This is a genomic window from Paenibacillus sp. BGI2013 (assembly GCF_002843485.1).
GTDB lineage: Bacteria > Bacillota > Bacilli > Paenibacillales > Paenibacillaceae > Paenibacillus > Paenibacillus amylolyticus.
The window spans coordinates 426,228-443,448 of the sequence record NZ_PJFA01000004.1; the positions used below are offsets into that span (position 1 = coordinate 426,228).

General features: G+C 43.0%; 16 protein-coding genes and 1 riboswitch. Of the genes, 10 read left to right on the top strand and 6 right to left on the bottom strand.

Annotated features, from left to right (window positions below; all coding sequences use genetic code 11):
• Positions 1–19 precede the first annotated feature (19 nt).
• The 5 genes from CXK86_RS12840 to tenA all read left to right on the top strand — a co-directional run bounded on the left by CXK86_RS12840 (position 20) and on the right by tenA (position 8,398).
• Positions 20–1,978 carry a beta-glucoside-specific PTS transporter subunit IIABC gene (locus CXK86_RS12840; protein ID WP_076253184.1) on the top strand — a complete coding sequence of 653 codons (1,959 nt, stop codon included), beginning with the start codon at positions 20–22 and terminating at the stop codon, positions 1,976–1,978.
• Between the two features lie 61 nt (positions 1,979–2,039).
• Positions 2,040–3,482, top strand: coding sequence for a glycoside hydrolase family 1 protein (locus CXK86_RS12845; RefSeq protein WP_076253185.1), 1,443 nt, complete (start codon positions 2,040–2,042; stop codon positions 3,480–3,482).
• 17 nt (positions 3,483–3,499) lie between these two features.
• Positions 3,500–4,351 carry a PRD domain-containing protein gene (locus CXK86_RS12850; RefSeq protein WP_076253218.1) on the top strand — a complete coding sequence of 284 codons (852 nt, stop codon included), beginning with the start codon at positions 3,500–3,502 and terminating at the stop codon, positions 4,349–4,351.
• A 295-nt stretch (positions 4,352–4,646) separates the two neighbouring features.
• A complete protein-coding gene (locus CXK86_RS12855) occupies positions 4,647–7,319 on the top strand; it encodes an endo-1,4-beta-xylanase (protein WP_076253186.1) in 2,673 nt (890 codons plus the stop codon).
• A gap of 206 nt (positions 7,320–7,525) precedes the next feature.
• Positions 7,526–7,623, top strand: a riboswitch (TPP riboswitch).
• 112 nt (positions 7,624–7,735) lie between these two features.
• Entirely contained in the window at positions 7,736–8,398 is a 663-nt protein-coding gene (gene tenA / locus CXK86_RS12860) for a thiaminase II (RefSeq protein WP_076253187.1), read from the top strand.
• 211 nt (positions 8,399–8,609) lie between these two features.
• Here tenA and CXK86_RS12865 read toward each other — a convergent pair whose 3' ends face one another.
• Genes CXK86_RS12865 through CXK86_RS12885 form a run of 5 tightly spaced genes read right to left on the bottom strand, consistent with a single transcriptional unit; the run spans position 8,610 to position 10,923 of the window.
• Positions 8,610–8,906: a spore coat protein gene (locus CXK86_RS12865; RefSeq protein WP_036615415.1), complete on the bottom strand. Its 297-nt coding sequence runs from the start codon at positions 8,904–8,906 to the stop codon at positions 8,610–8,612.
• 11 nt (positions 8,907–8,917) lie between these two features.
• Entirely contained in the window at positions 8,918–9,118 is a 201-nt protein-coding gene (locus CXK86_RS12870; protein WP_076253188.1) for a hypothetical protein, read from the bottom strand.
• A 31-nt stretch (positions 9,119–9,149) separates the two neighbouring features.
• The gene (locus tag CXK86_RS12875; protein WP_036615410.1) at positions 9,150–10,286 is read right to left on the bottom strand and encodes a zinc-dependent alcohol dehydrogenase; all 1,137 of its coding nucleotides are present in this window, start codon (positions 10,284–10,286) and stop codon (positions 9,150–9,152) included.
• On the bottom strand, positions 10,283–10,669 hold the full coding sequence (locus CXK86_RS12880) for a spore coat protein (RefSeq protein ID WP_076253189.1): 387 nt from the start codon (positions 10,667–10,669) through the stop codon (positions 10,283–10,285). The genes CXK86_RS12875 and CXK86_RS12880 overlap by 4 nt, the downstream gene beginning before the upstream one ends.
• Before the next feature lie 11 nt (positions 10,670–10,680).
• Entirely contained in the window at positions 10,681–10,923 is a 243-nt protein-coding gene (locus CXK86_RS12885; RefSeq protein WP_076253190.1) for a spore gernimation protein GerQ, read from the bottom strand.
• Positions 10,924–11,111: 188 nt separating this feature from the next.
• Here CXK86_RS12885 and CXK86_RS12890 point away from each other — a divergent pair, with 188 nt between their 5' ends.
• The 5 genes from CXK86_RS12890 to CXK86_RS12910 all read left to right on the top strand — a co-directional run bounded on the left by CXK86_RS12890 (position 11,112) and on the right by CXK86_RS12910 (position 16,751).
• Positions 11,112–11,396: a hypothetical protein gene (locus CXK86_RS12890; protein ID WP_076253191.1), complete on the top strand. Its 285-nt coding sequence runs from the start codon at positions 11,112–11,114 to the stop codon at positions 11,394–11,396.
• A gap of 253 nt (positions 11,397–11,649) precedes the next feature.
• Positions 11,650–12,735, top strand: a complete 1,086-nt coding sequence (locus tag CXK86_RS12895; protein WP_179087922.1) for an L-dopachrome tautomerase-related protein — start codon at positions 11,650–11,652, stop codon at positions 12,733–12,735.
• A gap of 346 nt (positions 12,736–13,081) precedes the next feature.
• On the top strand, positions 13,082–14,542 hold the full coding sequence (locus CXK86_RS12900; protein ID WP_076253193.1) for a spore germination protein: 1,461 nt from the start codon (positions 13,082–13,084) through the stop codon (positions 14,540–14,542).
• Positions 14,515–15,654 (top strand): GerAB/ArcD/ProY family transporter, encoded by a 1,140-nt coding sequence (locus CXK86_RS12905; RefSeq protein WP_255319871.1) that lies wholly within the window; start codon positions 14,515–14,517, stop codon positions 15,652–15,654. The genes CXK86_RS12900 and CXK86_RS12905 overlap by 28 nt, the downstream gene beginning before the upstream one ends.
• Positions 15,655–15,656: 2 nt before the next feature.
• On the top strand, positions 15,657–16,751 hold the full coding sequence (locus CXK86_RS12910) for a Ger(x)C family spore germination protein (protein WP_076253195.1): 1,095 nt from the start codon (positions 15,657–15,659) through the stop codon (positions 16,749–16,751).
• A 118-nt stretch (positions 16,752–16,869) separates the two neighbouring features.
• Here CXK86_RS12910 and CXK86_RS12915 read toward each other — a convergent pair whose 3' ends face one another.
• On the bottom strand, positions 16,870–17,211 hold the full coding sequence (locus CXK86_RS12915) for a nuclear transport factor 2 family protein (RefSeq protein WP_036615388.1): 342 nt from the start codon (positions 17,209–17,211) through the stop codon (positions 16,870–16,872).
• Positions 17,212–17,221: the final 10 nt, after the last annotated feature.

A 17,221-nucleotide genomic window follows, 5' to 3' on the forward strand; every position in this document is an offset into this window, starting at 1 on the left:
TCAGAAATGAGGCATTGGTATGGATTATCGCAAGCTGGGACAAGAGATAACGGAATTGGTTGGGAAGAAGGATAATATCGCTCGGCTTACGCACTGCGCAACTCGACTTCGGTTCGAACTGCACGACATCTCCAAAGCGGAGACAGAAAAACTCAAAGCACTTCCAGGTGTCATTACTGTTGTGAACAATGGTGGACAATACCAGGTCGTTGTGGGCAATGAGGTGCAGCAGGTCTACCGAGTTATCACTCAGCAGATGGGTTCAGCTACCCGAAGTGCGGAATCCAAATCGGATTCTGGCAAAAATAACGGACCAAAACAAAAACAGAGCTGGATCTCCAGATTCATCAGCGTGATCTCAACAACATTTACTCCGGTAATTCCGGCAATCATTGGCGCGGGTATGATCAAAGCCATATTAGCCGTACTTGTGCTGACAGGCCTCGTAACGACGGAAAGCCAAAACTACTATATCCTTAATACCATTGCGGACGCGGCTTTTTATTTCATGCCTATTCTGCTGGCTTATGGAGCTTCCATTAAATTTGAAACTAGTCCCATTCTGGCGATGACAGTTGCCGGCGTGTTGTTACACCCGGGATGGAGCGCCCTGATGGCGGAAGGAAAAGACGTGTTTTTCATCGGTGTGCCAGTTCGACTAACCGATTACGCGGGCTCCGTGTTGCCGATTATTATCGTCGTTTGGCTCATGTCTTATATTGAACGTTTCGCGGATCGGGTATCGCCCTCAATGATCAAATTTTTCACGAAACCAATGATTGTACTATTGATTACAGCACCACTTGCATTGGTGGCGATTGGGCCTTTCGGAACGTACCTGAATGATCTGGTTGCGATGGGTGCAGAAGCGATTAATGCCAGAGCCAGTTGGCTGATCCCTTTGTTAATGGGAACTTTGCAACCATTCCTGATCGTAACAGGTACCGCATGGGCCATGACGCCGATTGCAACTAGCCAACTGACCAAAAATGGATATGAAATGATCAACGGTCCCGGAATGCTCGCGTCCAATATTGCTCAAGGTGGGGCCACCCTTGCTGTAGCATTGAAAACAAAAAACAAAAAACTGAAACAGCTCGCTGCTTCATCCGGTTTCACCGCTGTGCTGGGTATCACGGAACCATCCTTGTACGGTGTAACGCTGAAACTGAAGAAACCCTTAATTGCCGCAATGATCGGTGGTGGTGTAGCAGGGATATACGCTGGTCTGACCGGATTAGTACGTTATGCCTTCGTGTCTCCAGGGCTTGCCGCGTTACCTGCATTCATTGGCAGCAATCCGATGAACATCGTTCATGCCATTGTGACTTGTCTGATCGCTTTTATCGTTACCTTTGCTCTGACATGGATCATTGGTTTTGAAGATCCAGTGGACGATGAAGAAGAAGGAAATACCAACGTTAACGATGACAAGACACTTTCCGGGCAGCCTGTTCAAGACAACAGCCCAAGCACACAGTCTTCTACAATAACAAATGTTAATGTACCGAGCCAAAATGAATTACGCCCACTTACGATCGCCAGCCCGATGCAAGGGGAATTAGTCCATCTAGACCGTGTACCAGACGATGTCTTCTCTTTGGGATTACTGGGTAAGGGTGCTGCCATTATTCCTTCCAAAGGAGAACTGTATGCACCAATCGCAGGTGAAGTTACGGCTTTCATGGACTCCAAACATGCGGTCAAATTAAACGGTTATGATGGAGAAGAGGTGCTCATTCATATTGGAGTGGATACCGTCAACCTAAAGGGGAGACATTTTGACTCTTCCATTAAAGTAGGGGATCGCGTACAACGGGGGGACTTGTTGATCCGCTTTGATATCGATGCCATCAAGGCAGAAGGGTATGAAGTCATAACCCCGATCATTATCGCCAATTCGGAGCGTTTCTCGGATATTAAGCTGGAGAAGCAGAATCCTGTGGAGGTTGGAGCAACCATTATCCACCTTTCGTAACAACCGTAATATGGTCCCGTCATATATCATGATCAACTTTTAAAATGAAGGAGTGCTTGAGATGTTATATCAACAGATCAAACCATTCCCCAATGAATTTCTGTGGGGAGGGTCTACCTCGGCCTATCAAGTGGAGGGAGCCTGGAACAAAGATGGCAAAGGCCTGTCCGTCATCGATATGTGTGATCATCCGGCTGGAACCGCCGATTTCACGGTTGCGAGCGATCACTATCACCGATTCAGAGAAGACGTGAAGCTTTTTGCAGAGCTGGGCCTCAAAGCATATCGTTTTTCAATTGCATGGACTCGAATCTTGCCTTCAGGCACAGGGGCTGTTAATGAGAAGGGACTCGATTTTTATCACCAATTAATTGACGAATTGCTGCTCCATGGTATTGAACCCATTGTGACCATGTACCATTTCGACTTACCCTACGAGCTTGAGAAAACCGGAGGGTGGAACAACCGGGGGACGATCGATGCCTTCGTCGAGTATGGGCGTATCTTGTTTGAACATTACGGGCATAAAGTGAAATATTGGTTGACCATTAATGAGCAAAATACGATGATTCTCCATCCAGGTGCTATTGGTACACCAAAAGGCGGACGTCTGCCTTCCAGTAAGGAACTGTATCAGCAAAATCATCACATGTTTGTAGCTCAAGGCAGAACGATGCGACTATTTCATGATATGCTCCCGCAAGGCAAGATTGGTCCTGCATTAAACATGACTTCCATGTACCAGGCAACTTCCAAACCAGCAGATGCAATCGCTGCACATAACTGGGAGACGATTCGTGGATGGGGTTTTCTCGACTTATCGGTGTGGGGACAGTATAATCCATTATTCTGGAGTTATTTACAGGAACGCGGCATCGAGCCGGTTATTGAGCAGGGTGACATGGAAGATATCCGGTCTGGCCGCCCCGATCTGGTAGCAATCAACTACTACTCGACGGCAACCATTGCCGCCAGTATGGGCGATGCGTCGGATGTTACAGCTCGTGCAGGGGATCAGCAAATTATGCTTGGTGAGCAGGGAGTATACCGGGCGGCGGAGAATCCTTATACCGAAAAAACAAAATATGGTTGGGTCATCGACCCGGTTGGCCTAAGGCTGACATTGCGTAAGGTATGTGAACGGTATGGTCTCCCTATTCTAATTACGGAAAATGGCATTGGAGCCCCGGATGTACTTGAGGCAGATAACACCATTAACGATACGTACCGGATTGATTTTATCGAGAAACATCTGGAACAGATCAGACTGGCTCTAACAGATGGAGTAGATGTGATTGGTTATTGCCCTTGGTCCGTTATTGACGTGGTAAGCACACATCAGGGGTATGGGAAACGTTATGGAATGATCTATGTAAACCGCGGTGAACAGGATCTGAAAGACTTGAAGCGTTTGAAGAAGAAAAGCTTCTCGTGGTATCAAGAGGTCATTAAACAGAATGGCAGATGTATCGGAAATTCGGATCAGACGGTCACGAAAGAATAAAGGATCGTGATGAATGCATGAGAGTAATCAAAATATTAAATAACAGCTTGCTTCTGACCAAAGATGAACAGGGACAAGAGATGATTGTCATGGGAAAAGGGTTGGCATTCAAAGGCAAAGTCGGCGAGCGACTCGATGAAGAGCATATCCAGAAACGATTCATTCTGCAAAATAATCCGTCTGCCCAGGCTTACGTACGAACCATCGAAAACATGCCAGAAAAACATGTGAATGTCATAAACAAACTGATTACCAATGCAAAAGAAAAGCTGTCTCTTGACGATCAAATCTTCTTTACGCTTATGGATCACTTGTCATTTGCCATTGAACGATGGAAAAAAGGTGTAGCATTACAGAATCGCATGTTATGGGAGATCCAGAGGTTTCATCCTGTCGAGTTCGAACTGGGGGTTGAAGCTGTTCATATGTTGAATCTAGAATTGGATATTGAACTACCGGAAGAAGAAGCAGGGAATATCGCTTTTCATTTCGTGAATGCCCAAACACATGAGCAGAATATGGAGCGCACGATGCAATCCGTTAAGATGTTAAAAGATATTTTTAACCTGATACAATACACCTTTGATATGCAATTGAACAAAAACTCCATCCATTATGTGAGACTTGTCACACATTTGCAATTCTTCATCCAGCGTTTACAAGAAGGACGTCTGGGCAATTCGGCGAAAGATTTTATATTTCAGCACATGGTGAAGGAGCATCCGCTTGAATACAAATGCGCGGAGATGATTAAAACCTACGTGCAGAATATGCTGGATATCTCCATATCAAACGAGGAATTATTATATTTGATGATTCACATAGCTCGAATTGTGCAGGAGGATCAGGGTCACGAGGGACGATTATAAAACAAAGTTTATATGCCTGTTAGTGAACAGAAAAAAGATACTTTCTAACGATGACCGTTTTCTCGTATTTTATCGGGAAACGGTCTTTTATTTTTGCAAATATGTAGCGGTTTTTTGATATCCCTTGCGAACGAACTCCAGCTTCCTAAACCCACATAAGATTACCAAGTGATAACATTTTATTGTAATTATTGTAAATTTGTTATATGTAAGCGCTGTCTAAAGAGCTATAATCTATTTATCTGGATGTTAATCCGTTCAGAAATACTTAGACCAAATTAAGAGGAGGAATTGTATGAAACGGTTAGGCCAATGGAATATAACGGCCTTGGTTCTTGTGCTGGTACTCGCCATGCTTCCATTTACGAATGTCTCACATGCAGCCAAAGCAGTTACGGAAGTGGAGGGAGGTCATTTGAGCACAAACTTTGAAGACGGTACACTTCAGGGATGGACTCCACGTGTCGGTAGCGAAAGGCTGACAGTGACACAGCAGGAAGCACACGAAGGTCAGTCCAGCATGCTGGTCGCCAACCGTGAGCGTTCCTATCATGGACCGATGTTATCCATGAAGGATCTGCTTAAGCGTAACCAAGAGTACGAAATTGCGGCATATGTAAGACTTACTCAGGAGCCCACCACGGATCAAACACTACAGCTCACCACATATAAAAAAACAACTTCCGAAAGCTGGAACCCAATCGGTAGCGTGAAAATTGCCAAAACAGAATGGAATACATGGCACAAGATCACCGGAAAATTTCAGTATAGCGATGATCCCACTGAATTGAATTTGTTCATCGAAACACCCTACATCTCTGAAGATAGCGTAGATACGTTATCGTTCTATGTGGATGATGTATCATTTACTCTGGCCGAGCAACTGGAGATTGAAGAAGGTATTCTGTCTCTGAAGGACCTGTATCAAGATGATTTCCCCATTGGTGCAGCGGTGTATCGCTGGCAGTTGGAAGGCGCATACGGACAACTGCTCACAAAGCACTTTAACAGCTTGACCGCAACCTATGAGATGAAACCGAAGTACATGTCTCCTTCCGAAGGTGTTTATGAGTTCGAGGCAGCCGATCAATATGTTCAGTTCGCCGAGGAGCATGGTATGGGCGTACGCGCACATGCGTTGTTGTGGCATATTGATGCAGCAGAGTGGATGTTCAAGGATCCTCAGGGTAACCCTGCGAGTCGAGAATTACTACTTGCCCGGATTCAGGATTACGTTGAAACCGTCATGACCCGATACAAAGGTAAGATCTATGCCTGGGATGTGGTAAACGAGGCGATTGCGGATAGCAATGGTGATGCCAACGGTTTACGTAAAAGTCCCTTTTATGAACTAATTGGTCCGGATTATATTGAGAAAACCTATGAATTCGCTCGTGCAGCCGATCCGAATGCCAAATTATATTACAACGAATACTTCACGGAAATCCCTGAGAAAAGAGAGCATATGTATCAGTTGGTCAAACGACTGAAAGAGAAAGGGCTCATCGATGGTGTGGGTTTGCAATCCCACTATAACCTGGAATCCCCGCCCATCAAGGAAATTGAAAAAACGATCAGCATGTTCGCCGAACTTGGATTGGATATTCAGATCACGGAACTGGATGTGGATAGCGGAATTCCATTTGGTGAAGAGATGTCCGATGAAGTTGCAGTAAAGCAGGCGTATCGATATAAGGAACTGTTGGATTTGTACAAAAAACACAAAGACCACATTTCTTCAGTTACCTTATGGGGACTCCAAGATGAGAAGTCTTACAACAACCAGGCTATGCTGTTTGATTCAGCCCTTAAGGCCAAAAAAGCATACTGGGGACTTGTGGATGAATCCAGCTTGCCTGTGTTGACACAGAGAGCCGTCTCACTTTCGGGTAAACCGGATATCAAAAAACAGTCACAAGATCCGCTCTGGAACAAAGCGGTGTCTACTCCACTGAAGGGTGACTCTGCGGGATCAGCCAGTTTCCGCACCTTATGGGATCATAGTAACCTGTATATCCTCGTGGATGTTCAGGATGCGAAGGCAGATGTGAATGACAAAGTAGATATCTTTGTTGATCTCAATAATGGCAAGACCACTTCATATGAAGTAGATGACCGACATGTAATCATTAAGCGGTCGGGCAAAGCTGAGGGCGTGGAGAAGCGTTCATATCGTGTACGCGAGACCAAAGCCGGATATCAGGTTGAATTGTCCATTCCGTGGGGTGGTATCCAAGTCGGATCAGAATATGAAGCCGGATTGGATATCCGTGTGACTGATGGCGGTTCAAGTGGGACACAACCTTATAATCCACTGTACTGGAATGATCGAACACAATCTCAGGAACAGGATACAAGCAAATACGGCGTGATTCAGCTTGCCCCTATGCCCAAATCTGCACAAGCTGTACAAGGGATTGTTCAGATTGATGGGAAGAAAGACACATCATGGAATAAGGCTGCACCGATTGAAGTAAACCGGTTGAACCAAAGCGAAGGTGCAGAGGCAGTGGCTCGCGCAATGTGGTCAGGTGAATATCTATACCTGCTGATCGACGTCACTGATCCAAACATCATCACAGATAGCATCAACCCATGGGATCAGGATTCGGTTGAGATTTTCCTGGACGAGAATCACCAGCGCACACCGTATTTTCAATATGATGATGCCCAGTTCAGAATCAGTGCAGACAATGTAGGAACCTTTGCAGGGGGTGCCTCACCTGGACGCCTTGTAAGTGCTGTGAAGAAAACAAATAAAGGATATCTCGTAGAAGCCCGAATCCAGTTACATTCACTGACGCCCAAAACAGGAAATGTTCTCGGTTTCGAGCTTCAAATTAACGACAACCAGGGCGGAGGTAAGCAGAGCGTAGCCAAGTGGAATGATACGACCAATGAGAGCTGGAGAAACACTTCCCAGTACGGAATACTCACTTTTGTCGGAAAGAACAAACTCGGACATTAAACCATCGGCAGTAGTTGCAAGAATAGAAAACATCATAACAGTGGCTAAAACTCAACCATTGTTGTGATGGTTTTCATCGTTTACATACGTCACCAAAGGTGATGAGGGGCGATACAATCTGCCTTGACTATATTTAACAGCCCTTGATATACTAAATGGATGTTATTTTTTCTTTTATGGGAATAAGAAAGTAATCAACTACATACAACCGTTTGCGAGGGAGCCTTAACCGGCTGAGAGGGTGTTAAACCGACCTTACCTGACTTGGATAATGCCAACGTAGGGATGCAACGATGAAACACTGTACTTGGGTAGCTCATGCGAACCCCCTTGTTTTAGTGTATTTGTCTGCGAAACATCCTATGGATGTTTCGTTTTTTTGTTTTTAATACGTACATTATGAATTGGAGGAACACATGTTGACTATTTCAGAGAGACTATATCAGGCAGCACAGCCCGTGTGGAAGGAATGTCTCGAGCATCCCTTTGTTAAAGGAATCGGAGATGGTTCCTTACCGGTTGAACAATTTCGTTATTATTTGCTGCAAGACTACTTGTACCTGTTCGATTATGCCCGTGTATTTGCACTAGGTATCGTCAAGTCGCACGACCCCAAATTGATGCAGTTTTTTAGTAAAAACGTAGATAACATCCTGAATGGTGAAATGAAAATTCATCGTTCTTATATGGAGCGATTAGGAATTACAGAGGATCATGTGTTCCAGGTAAAACCTGCACTGAAAAATGCAGCCTATACTAACTATATGCTCTCTATTTCCCATGCGGGTGGCATAGCAGAAGTACTTGTATCCATTCTGGCCTGCTCATGGAGCTATGCGGAGATTGGTCAAGTCCTTGCTCAAAAGCCAGGTGCAGCTGATCATCCTTTTTATGGAGAGTGGATCACAGGATATGCTTCCTCTGAATACAACAGCAACAATCAATCCCTAGTGACGTTAACGGATAAGCTATTAGAAGGCTGTAGCGAGGGAACGTACCAACGGATGGAAGATATTTTCGTGATGTGCAGTCGCTTTGAGCTTGATTTTTGGGAGATGTCATGGAGGTTGGAGCCTTGAGTTCACTAATAGTTAATTCAATTAGCGAGCAGCGTCCATAAACAGTCTCAGGATGAAAAATAAGTAGATTTAAGTAAAGGAACGCTTGTATATGCGTGTTTCGTGACGATGCCAAAAAAAGGGCGGAGTGTATCCGCCTTTTTTATTGTTGAAATTCTTGACACAGGAACATTTTGTTCACTGAAGTCTCTAGCTAAAATCAAAAAGGGTGTCAGGACGGAATGTTCATAGCAGTCTGAATATTTTTCAGATCGAGCTGAATTTGCTCTGCAATATGGTAAGGGTGGTATAAGCCATGCTGCACCATGTAATTTGATATCTTTTCATGAGAGTCTATGGCTTCATCGAGCTGTTTCATCAAAATTTGTTTGATTTCGGGGGTGGCACATTCGGTCACAGCCATGGCGTAGTTTCTGACACCGCTCTTGGCGTTCATCAAAAAATCCATTGCGATCACGTCATCGGTCAGCGTATTAAGACCAGTCATGTGTTCTAATATTGGGTTCATTTTTTTATCTCCTATACAGTCGCTTTAGACAGCACTCCACCGAGCTCCTGAAGCTGCTGTTGTGATAATGTCGCATCTTGTTGCAAAATTTGCTTGAGCTCCGGGTCGGTTACCAGAGCTTGCATGGTCTTGGATTTTGTCATGCAAACCGTCTTGAACGCAGCTATTTCATGCACCTCGAGCATCTCATGCAAAGCGTATGTGGAATCCATTCAGATTGTCCTCCCATGTATCAATTCATATTTAAGGCTTTAAGATGACTTTAATGCAATCGTCCGTTTTTGTATCGAACACTTCATAGCCCCGCTTGGCCTCGCTGAGCGGAATGACGTGCGTAACAATGTCCCCAGGGTCCACTTTGCCAGACGTAACCAACTCGTACATGTATGGCATGTAGTGAATGACCGGAGCTTGTCCGGAACGGATATTCACGTTTCGCTGCATGATGTCACCGAGCGGGAATCCGTTATAACGTCCGCCGTATACACCAGTGACTTGAATGGTGCCACCTTTGCGGACAGCCTGAGATGCAATGATAAATGCACTCATGGTGCCGCCTTGCAGTTTCATACCGCTGGCTAGAAATTCAAGATCGCTCATCTTGCCGTCCATTCCTACCGCATCAATCACGACATCGGCGCCGCCTTTGGTCATTTCCTTGAGAGTGTTCCCAATATTCTTATCCTGTTCGAAGTTTACGATTTCCACATTGTTTGTTCGCTTTGCATGCTTTAAGCGGTAATCGACATAGTCGACGGCTATGACCCGCTTAGCTCCTTTCAGCCAGCAGAACTTCTGGGCCAGGAGTCCGACCGGACCGCAGCCGAGCACGATGACTGTATCACCATTCTTAACGCCGGCGTTATCTACGCTCCAGAATGCCGTCGTCATGGCATCGGCGATCAAGCTTAGCTTTTCGTCCGGTTGTTCGCAGTTTTCAGGGATCTTAAAGTGGGTAAAATTGGCAAATGGGACCCGTAAATATTCGGCTTGCCCGCCGGGATATCCGCCGGTCGTTCCGGAGTAGCCGAAATATGCGCCCATATCCCCGTGTTCGTTTGAATTGTCACATTGGCTTTCCAGCTGATTTTTGCAAAAAAAGCATTCTCCGCATGCGATGTTAAACGGAATGATCACACGGTCACCTTTTTTTACCTTGGTCACGCCAGGACCTACTTCTTCTACGATCCCCATCGGCTCATGCCCGATGACATAGTTTTCCTGAAGGTTAGGGATCATCCCGTGAATAAGATGAAGGTCAGAACCGCAAATGGCGGTACTGGTGATCTTTACGATCATATCGTCCGGTTTCACAATCTTCGCATCCGGCACCTCTTTGACCACGACATTTTTAACCCCTTGATACGTTACCGCCTTCATGCTTTATGTCCTCCAATATGTTCATCTGGGGTCCGATCAAACATCCCTTTACGTGACGTATCACCCGGGAACAGATTCATCTGCCCGATCATCACCGTATTTTTCGCCGAAAGCTGATCGAGTTGGTACTGTTCGTTCAACTCATAAGGATGAAACCATTTTTTGCGCATCATGAGCTCCGAGATTTCTTGGTGCATTGCAATCCCCTGCTTAAGATGAGTATGCAGCAGGGCTCTTACATCCGGTGAAGCCGTTTCCGTCAGGGCGATGGACAAATTACGTACACCCTCCTTGGCACGAAGAAGGAAGTCCATGGCAAAAGTCATATCTGCCATTTCCGGCATATTCAATGAATTAATCGGATCTAAATAATCGGTATTCATCTGAGTTCCCCTTAATGTGTTATAGGTGTCGGATTATTTGGAACGGGTGCTTGGAAAGGAGCTCTTGCGTAGATTGCTTGCAGCTCAGCGATCTGTTGTATGGATTGAGTTACGTCTTTCTGCATTAAGGCTTTTAGCTCTTGGTCAAAGACCAGGCCTTGCATAAGTTTCGACTTAGCGATGCAGAGCGTTTTGAAGTTTAACGCTTCATGCAGTTCCATCGATTCGTGCGGCGCTAGCGTTGGATTAGCCATTCAGAAATGATCCCCTCCTTTTTCATCAAGATTAGATTTTCCAATGCATCGGATCTTATACTAATATGGATCACCGGAGAGGTAAGATCCGAATATTCCCATACAGTCGCAGGGATATAAACAAAATCTCAATCCCATACTTATTTCTGTTTAAATGAATGATCTTACTCATGGAAGGAGGAGTCACGGTGCCCAATAAAAACAAAATTGATCTAGCAACCGAAAACGCAAGAAAACCAGCAGAAGATGCACTTAACTCGAGTGGTAGTAATACGCTGGAGCAGCATGCATCTAACGCGGTTTCTGAGGTGCAGACGGCTTTAAATCAGGCAATAAGCTCGTTAAGTGAATCTAATGTGGCAACAAATTCACAAGCGTTGGAGATTGCCAGGCAGCAATTGACCCGAGCAGAGGAATTTTTAGATCAAGCGATAACTTCAGCCAATGCATTAGGTTTACCGGACCAACAATAAAACCTTTTTGGTACTGATAAGCTTGGCAAAGTTTTGCGTTGACGATCGGAGGAAGCATTTTTCCTAGAGCACATATAGTTAACGTCAACATGCTTCGGCTTACGCCGAAGTTTTTTTGTATTTTTAAATGTATCGGACAATTTCAAAATCGAGGTAAAAAAAGAATGATTAAGGGCCAGGCATTAGAAAAAGTCTTGAACATAATTATAGGTAATATCTATTCAACTATGTTGAGGAGGACATCATACAGCCTATGTTACCTATGGAAGAATATTTTGGTAAGTTAGAACTCGTTCATTCCTTTTACGGGGCTATGCCTACAGGCGTTAGTGTATCCGAGACCGGGCGTACCTTTATTTGCTTTCCAAAATGGGGAGATGACGTTAGATTTACGGTAGCGGAAATTGTTGATGGTCAGATGCAACCTTATCCTAATGAAGAAACGAATTTGATCAACCCATTGAATATCGTTATGTCCTTCATCAGTGTCCAAAGTGTTGTTGCAGATGGAAGGGGAACCCTGTGGGTACTTGACACGGCTGCACCAAACTTTTCAGAGCCTATTAAAGGCGGCGCAAAATTAGTCGCGGTAGATTTAGAAACAAATACAATTAGAAAAGTATATACATTTGCAGATGATGTAGTCTTGCCGACAACGTATCTAAATGATGTCCGATTTGACTTTCGTGTAGGAAAAGCAGGTTTCGCATATATAACGGATTCTTCTTCCAATGGTCCAGGCGCTATTATCGTCGTAAATTTAGAAAACGGAAATGCGTATAGACGGTTGCATGGAGCAAGCTCGACCTCACCCGATCCATATTTTGTGCCAAAAGTGGAAGGTAAAATTTTGATGAATCGAAACGCGGATGGTTCGACATCTCCGTTTCGATTGGCCTCTGATGGTATAGCCATTTCCCCTGATGGAAAAATGTTATTCTATTGTCCATTAACCAGTCGCCAGCTATACTCGATCTCAACAGAATCGTTAAGAGACAGAACGATACCGGATTTTAAGTTAAGTGATCTTGTGCAGTATTGGGGAGAGAAGGGCGCATCTGATGGGATGATCACGGACGCTAAAGGAAACGTTTATGCTGGAGATTATGAAAACGATAGTATTCGAAAGATATTGCCGAATGGAATCATGGAAACCATCGCCCATGATCCCCGAATTTTATGGCCAGATACGTTTTCTATTGGTCCGGATCAATACTTATATGTGATTGTGAACCAATTACATAGGCAGGCGAGATTTCATTATGGAAGAGACCTGCGACAAAAACCGTACATTTTACTACGTTTGAAAATTGATGAATTACCTGCTCCTACCTTTTGATATACATCCCACTTTTCAAAGCAGATTTTAATAGCAGATTATTCAGTTCATTTTGCGGGACCGTAGGCCCTTTATCTAAGGGCAATATAGTAATTCTAATGAACTTAAGATAGGGACAGGTATCAGTTGATGCCTGTCTTTTTGTTTTTTGTCGCCCAAGAGGAAAGCCGGAGACAGATACAAAGGGTAGGGTACCATAATACACTCATTCGATTAAGATTAATCTGGTAGCATGTTGTTCCCGATATTGCTGTTAAACTACAAATTGCCGGTCGTATGATTTTTCGATTACAGGACAAGATATTAACCTTATCACCATTTTATTACTTTGATAAAGGAGACGACCATGGTTGAAAAACACGAGCCTCAAATGAAAAATCATCAAAAGTCTACATGGCTTGATGATTTAAAACAGATATTAAACCATATGGAAGATGCCGAAATCATTGAGCACAAAATAGGTACGAGTGCTTCAGTCCATCTTTTATTTATAAAAACGTTAATAGATCAAGAGCGTTTAAACGAGGCGATTATTCAGCCACTTCATCAATCAGGCGGAAATTCGCTTTCTTCATGCATAATCAATTCTGATGTTTCAGAAGTTATATCGATCGAAGATGCTGGGCAAAAAATAATGCAAGGATATATTCTTCTATACGATTCAGTCAACGATCAATGGCTAGGCATACAGTTGGAAAATCCTCTTGGCCGGGCAATTGAACCTTCCCAAACGGAAACGGTTATATATGGAGCGAAAGATAGCTTCAGCGAACAAATCGATAATAACATTACAATGTTGCGCAGACGTTTGCCTATAACGACATTAAAAACGGAAAGCTTCACTATAGGATCACTGAGTAAAACAAAAGTTGTGTTAATGTACATAGACGGAATAATTAATCCGGAATTTGTTTCCCTTGCAAGAGAGAAAATTGAAAGTGTGGATTTCGATCAGTTTTTAGACTCCGCACAGCTTGCAGCTTTTATTGAAGATCATAACCATACGGTCTTTCCCCAGTTTCTACAAACGGATCGGCCGGATGCCTGCGCCTTCGCCTTAGGTGAGGGTAAGCTGACTTTATTAGTCTCCAATTCACCGTTTGCTTTAATTTGTCCCATTACATTATTCCATCTATTCCAATCGCCAGAAGACTACTTCCTTCGTTGGCCGGTAGCCAGTTTTTTACGTTTAATGAGGTATGGAAGTTTTATTATTTCTTTGACGATGATTCCTTTTTATGTTGCGTTAACGACATTTCATTACCAAATGGTTCCGCTGCCGATTCTCTTCGTATTATTGGAATCGAGAAGCAAATTGCCCTTTACTCCGTTTGTGGAAGGAATTTTCATGATCGTAACGCTGGAAATCATCAAAGAAGCAAGTTTGCGAATGCCGACCAAAACCAGTCAAACTCTAGGGGTTATCGGTGGTATTGTCATTGGACAAGCGGCTGTAGAGGCAGGCTTTGCAAGTAAAGTATTAATTGTTTTGATGGGTATATCCGCTATTGCTTTCTTTTTAGTTCCCAATTATCAAATGACAAAATCCATGGTTCTGTTGCAATTGCTTCTTCTTATCCTTGCATCGTTTCTTGGGCTGCCAGGAATCGTGGTCGGGATAATCGGCATTCTTGCGCATCTCCATGCATTAACGTCATTAGGTCAACCTTATTTAGCGCCGCTTTCACCTTTTTATGGGAAGGATTGGATTGACCTCTTTATTCGCGGGCCTTTGATTTGGATGAAAACGCGTCCGCATAATCTAAAACCACTACAGAAATGGCGACAGGAGAAGATGAAGAAATGAAGACTTTATCCCTATTCAATCAAACTTCCACCCTTGGCGGCATCCATTTCCTTTTATTAGTTAATCGAACGCAAATGCATTATTTTATTTTAATCATGCCGGTTTATTTGGTTCATTCCTATATGGTTTGGGGAATTGTCGCCTTGGGGCTACTGTCCCAACTTAATTTGATGATGCTATCCAAATGGTTTACTTCCAGTTATGCATCGAAAGGCTATCAAGGATTTGTACAGCTTTTTGGGAAACGGGCGGTTCAAGTTTTCGCAATACTTGGTTTTGTAATAATACTGTTAAAAATTTCAATCATCACACTGGGTTACGTTGAAATGCTCCATAATTTTATATATCCATCAATGAATAAAAAGTGGCTGATCCTAGTTATTCTTTCGATCAGTTTATTTGTGGCTTCACATGGCATGGAAAAAACATTGCGTTTTGTCGTTATCGCCTTTCTTTGCGGGGCGTGGATCTTAATCATGTTTATTCCCTTTTTCTTTCCAACGATTGCAAATTACCGCGATTTGTATCCTCTAATCCCCACCGAATGGTCAGGACATTCATGGCAGGGCTTGTTGTTTATTTGGTCGGCATTTTCCGGTCCAGTATATTTGGCCTTTATGGTTCCATGGTTAAGCTCCAATAAAAAAATATCAAAATATCTTGTCATTGGAAACATGCTGACGATTATGGAATATTCATTATTGTTCATTGCTTCGGTATTGTTTTACGGTTCAAACTTTTTAAGCAAGATCAACTTTCCGGTAGTATATATGGGAAGTTACATTCAAATGAGTGGTTTAGAACGAATCGATTACATCCTTATCTCTTTCCATATGTTTAATTATGTATTTGACATTTCAATTCTTTTGTTGTGTTTATATGGAGCTGGAAGAGTCTTTATGAAGAAAATGAACAAAAGCACAACTCGGATCGGATTATTGTCGAGTTGGTTTGTCATTTTGATAAGTATTATCATAATGGATCAATGGTTATGGCAAACGGTTCCGGGTCAAAAGATGTTACTGAACATTCAAATCTGGCTTGGTGCATTCATTTATTTACTTGTTCCTACGATCCTTTTCACTATGGTTAAACGAAAGGAGAGTGTGTAGGCATGATACCATACAAGCATTATGGTTTATTGGCGATTGTAAGCCTTATGTGGATGACCGGTTGCTCTTCTCCATATGCCGAGAACAATATGATCGAAGAGATCGCTCCGGTAGTTTTCTGGTCGGTTGACAAGGGAACGGAGGGAAAGTTTAAAATCAGCACTTTAGTACCACCACTCATCAAAGAAAAAAAACGATTTCTCTCCAAGGAAGTTGATCTGTTAAAGCAGGGAGGCAAGGAGTTTAATTTAATTTATTATCGGGAATTAAAACAGGGGCAGCTGCGAATGTTATTAATCAATGAGGAACTGGCCAAAAAAGAAGGCATTGAAAAGCTGATCAATACGATATTGGTTGATCCCGATATTTCAATGCGTGTCTATTTATTGATTGTCAGAGGAGATTTTGATGAATACATAAAAAATCAATTGACGAAGCAAGAAAACCAAGATTATTTTCTTTATCGGATGTTAAAGCATTACGAGGAACATAACCAAGGTGAAATGAGCATTGTCAATATTCATCAATTCATGAAGATGTTATATTCCCCTCTTAAGGATCCGATCCTGCCGGTATTTCATGCGGATAAGAACAATTTCAATTACGTAGGAACGGCCTTCTTCCGAAATGATAAAGAAGTAATGGTTACTCAAGACGTAAGTGATGAAATTTTTCAACTTCTGGATAACGATCATTTCTTAAAAGTCTTGGCCATTCCAAAGTTATCTATCAGTTTAGGACGTGTTCGATCCAATATTCGCATGAATCTATCGAGTGATTATTCATCCTTGTCTTTACGTGTGGGATTGAAAGGAAGAATTGAGGAATACCAGGGAGAAAAGAATATTCAAAGCGAGGAACAATTGGAACATTTAATTCATGAGATTGAGGTATACCTTGAGGAACAAACATCAGAATTATTAAAAAGTATGCAACGGTTGAAAGTGGATCCCTTAGAGGTCGGAACACATTCACTTAAGCCGTTTTCTAAAGAACTAACGGAAGAGCAATGGTTAAAATATTGGGACAATATGAAAATTAATGTTGACTTCGATATCAAAATACAGCCTTTGATTAATGTTGAACGGCTGTCGTGATTTAAAAGATGCCCCCTACATGATCAAATACATCATTGTGGGGGCATCTTTTTGTTCAAATCATGTACAAAGAGAGCTTATTACTGCAGCCCGTGGCGGACAAGCCATTTGGATATCTTTAGAAAATGGAAAGTCTAATGATCTTATCGTCAACAATAACAAAATGATAATCCAATAATAGCGGATCGGGTAGACCCGTCTTATCGTAGGTACCATCCAGCTTGCATGTTAACACAATTTCATCACCTATTTTTTTGGCTTTTGTTGGCTCTAACGTTACATTCGCCGCGAAATGGTTTTGATCACTCCATTTCCGAATCGCCTGTTTGCCATTTCGCTTTTTTCCTTCATCCATCACAACGGCATTTTCTGAAAAACAATCTACAAATACTACTGGGTCTGGCTTGTTAGATGCAGTAATGTATTTGGCAATTACAGACGGTAAATGATTGAGATCCATATTGTTCTCT

What these genes read in the sequence shown, in the direction of transcription:
- CXK86_RS12840 (WP_076253184.1), top strand. Translation starts at nt 20, where the DNA reads ATGGATTATCGCAAGCTGGGACAAGAGATAACGGAATTGGTTGGGAAG.
- CXK86_RS12850 (WP_076253218.1), top strand. Translation starts at nt 3,500, where the DNA reads ATGAGAGTAATCAAAATATTAAATAACAGCTTGCTTCTGACCAAAGAT.
- CXK86_RS12885 (WP_076253190.1), bottom strand. Translation starts at nt 10,923, where the DNA reads ATGGCTAATCCAACGCTAGCGCCGCACGAATCGATGGAACTGCATGAA.
- CXK86_RS12875 (WP_036615410.1), bottom strand. Translation starts at nt 10,286, where the DNA reads ATGAAGGCGGTAACGTATCAAGGGGTTAAAAATGTCGTGGTCAAAGAG.
- CXK86_RS12910 (WP_076253195.1), top strand. Translation starts at nt 15,657, where the DNA reads ATGATACCATACAAGCATTATGGTTTATTGGCGATTGTAAGCCTTATG.
- CXK86_RS12900 (WP_076253193.1), top strand. Translation starts at nt 13,082, where the DNA reads ATGGTTGAAAAACACGAGCCTCAAATGAAAAATCATCAAAAGTCTACA.
- CXK86_RS12870 (WP_076253188.1), bottom strand. Translation starts at nt 9,118, where the DNA reads ATGGATTCCACATACGCTTTGCATGAGATGCTCGAGGTGCATGAAATA.
- tenA (WP_076253187.1), top strand. Translation starts at nt 7,736, where the DNA reads ATGTTGACTATTTCAGAGAGACTATATCAGGCAGCACAGCCCGTGTGG.
- CXK86_RS12915 (WP_036615388.1), bottom strand. Translation starts at nt 17,211, where the DNA reads ATGGATCTCAATCATTTACCGTCTGTAATTGCCAAATACATTACTGCA.
- CXK86_RS12855 (WP_076253186.1), top strand. Translation starts at nt 4,647, where the DNA reads ATGAAACGGTTAGGCCAATGGAATATAACGGCCTTGGTTCTTGTGCTG.
- CXK86_RS12880 (WP_076253189.1), bottom strand. Translation starts at nt 10,669, where the DNA reads ATGAATACCGATTATTTAGATCCGATTAATTCATTGAATATGCCGGAA.
- CXK86_RS12895 (WP_179087922.1), top strand. Translation starts at nt 11,650, where the DNA reads ATGTTACCTATGGAAGAATATTTTGGTAAGTTAGAACTCGTTCATTCC.
- CXK86_RS12845 (WP_076253185.1), top strand. Translation starts at nt 2,040, where the DNA reads ATGTTATATCAACAGATCAAACCATTCCCCAATGAATTTCTGTGGGGA.
- CXK86_RS12905 (WP_255319871.1), top strand. Translation starts at nt 14,515, where the DNA reads ATGGCGACAGGAGAAGATGAAGAAATGAAGACTTTATCCCTATTCAAT.
- CXK86_RS12865 (WP_036615415.1), bottom strand. Translation starts at nt 8,906, where the DNA reads ATGAACCCAATATTAGAACACATGACTGGTCTTAATACGCTGACCGAT.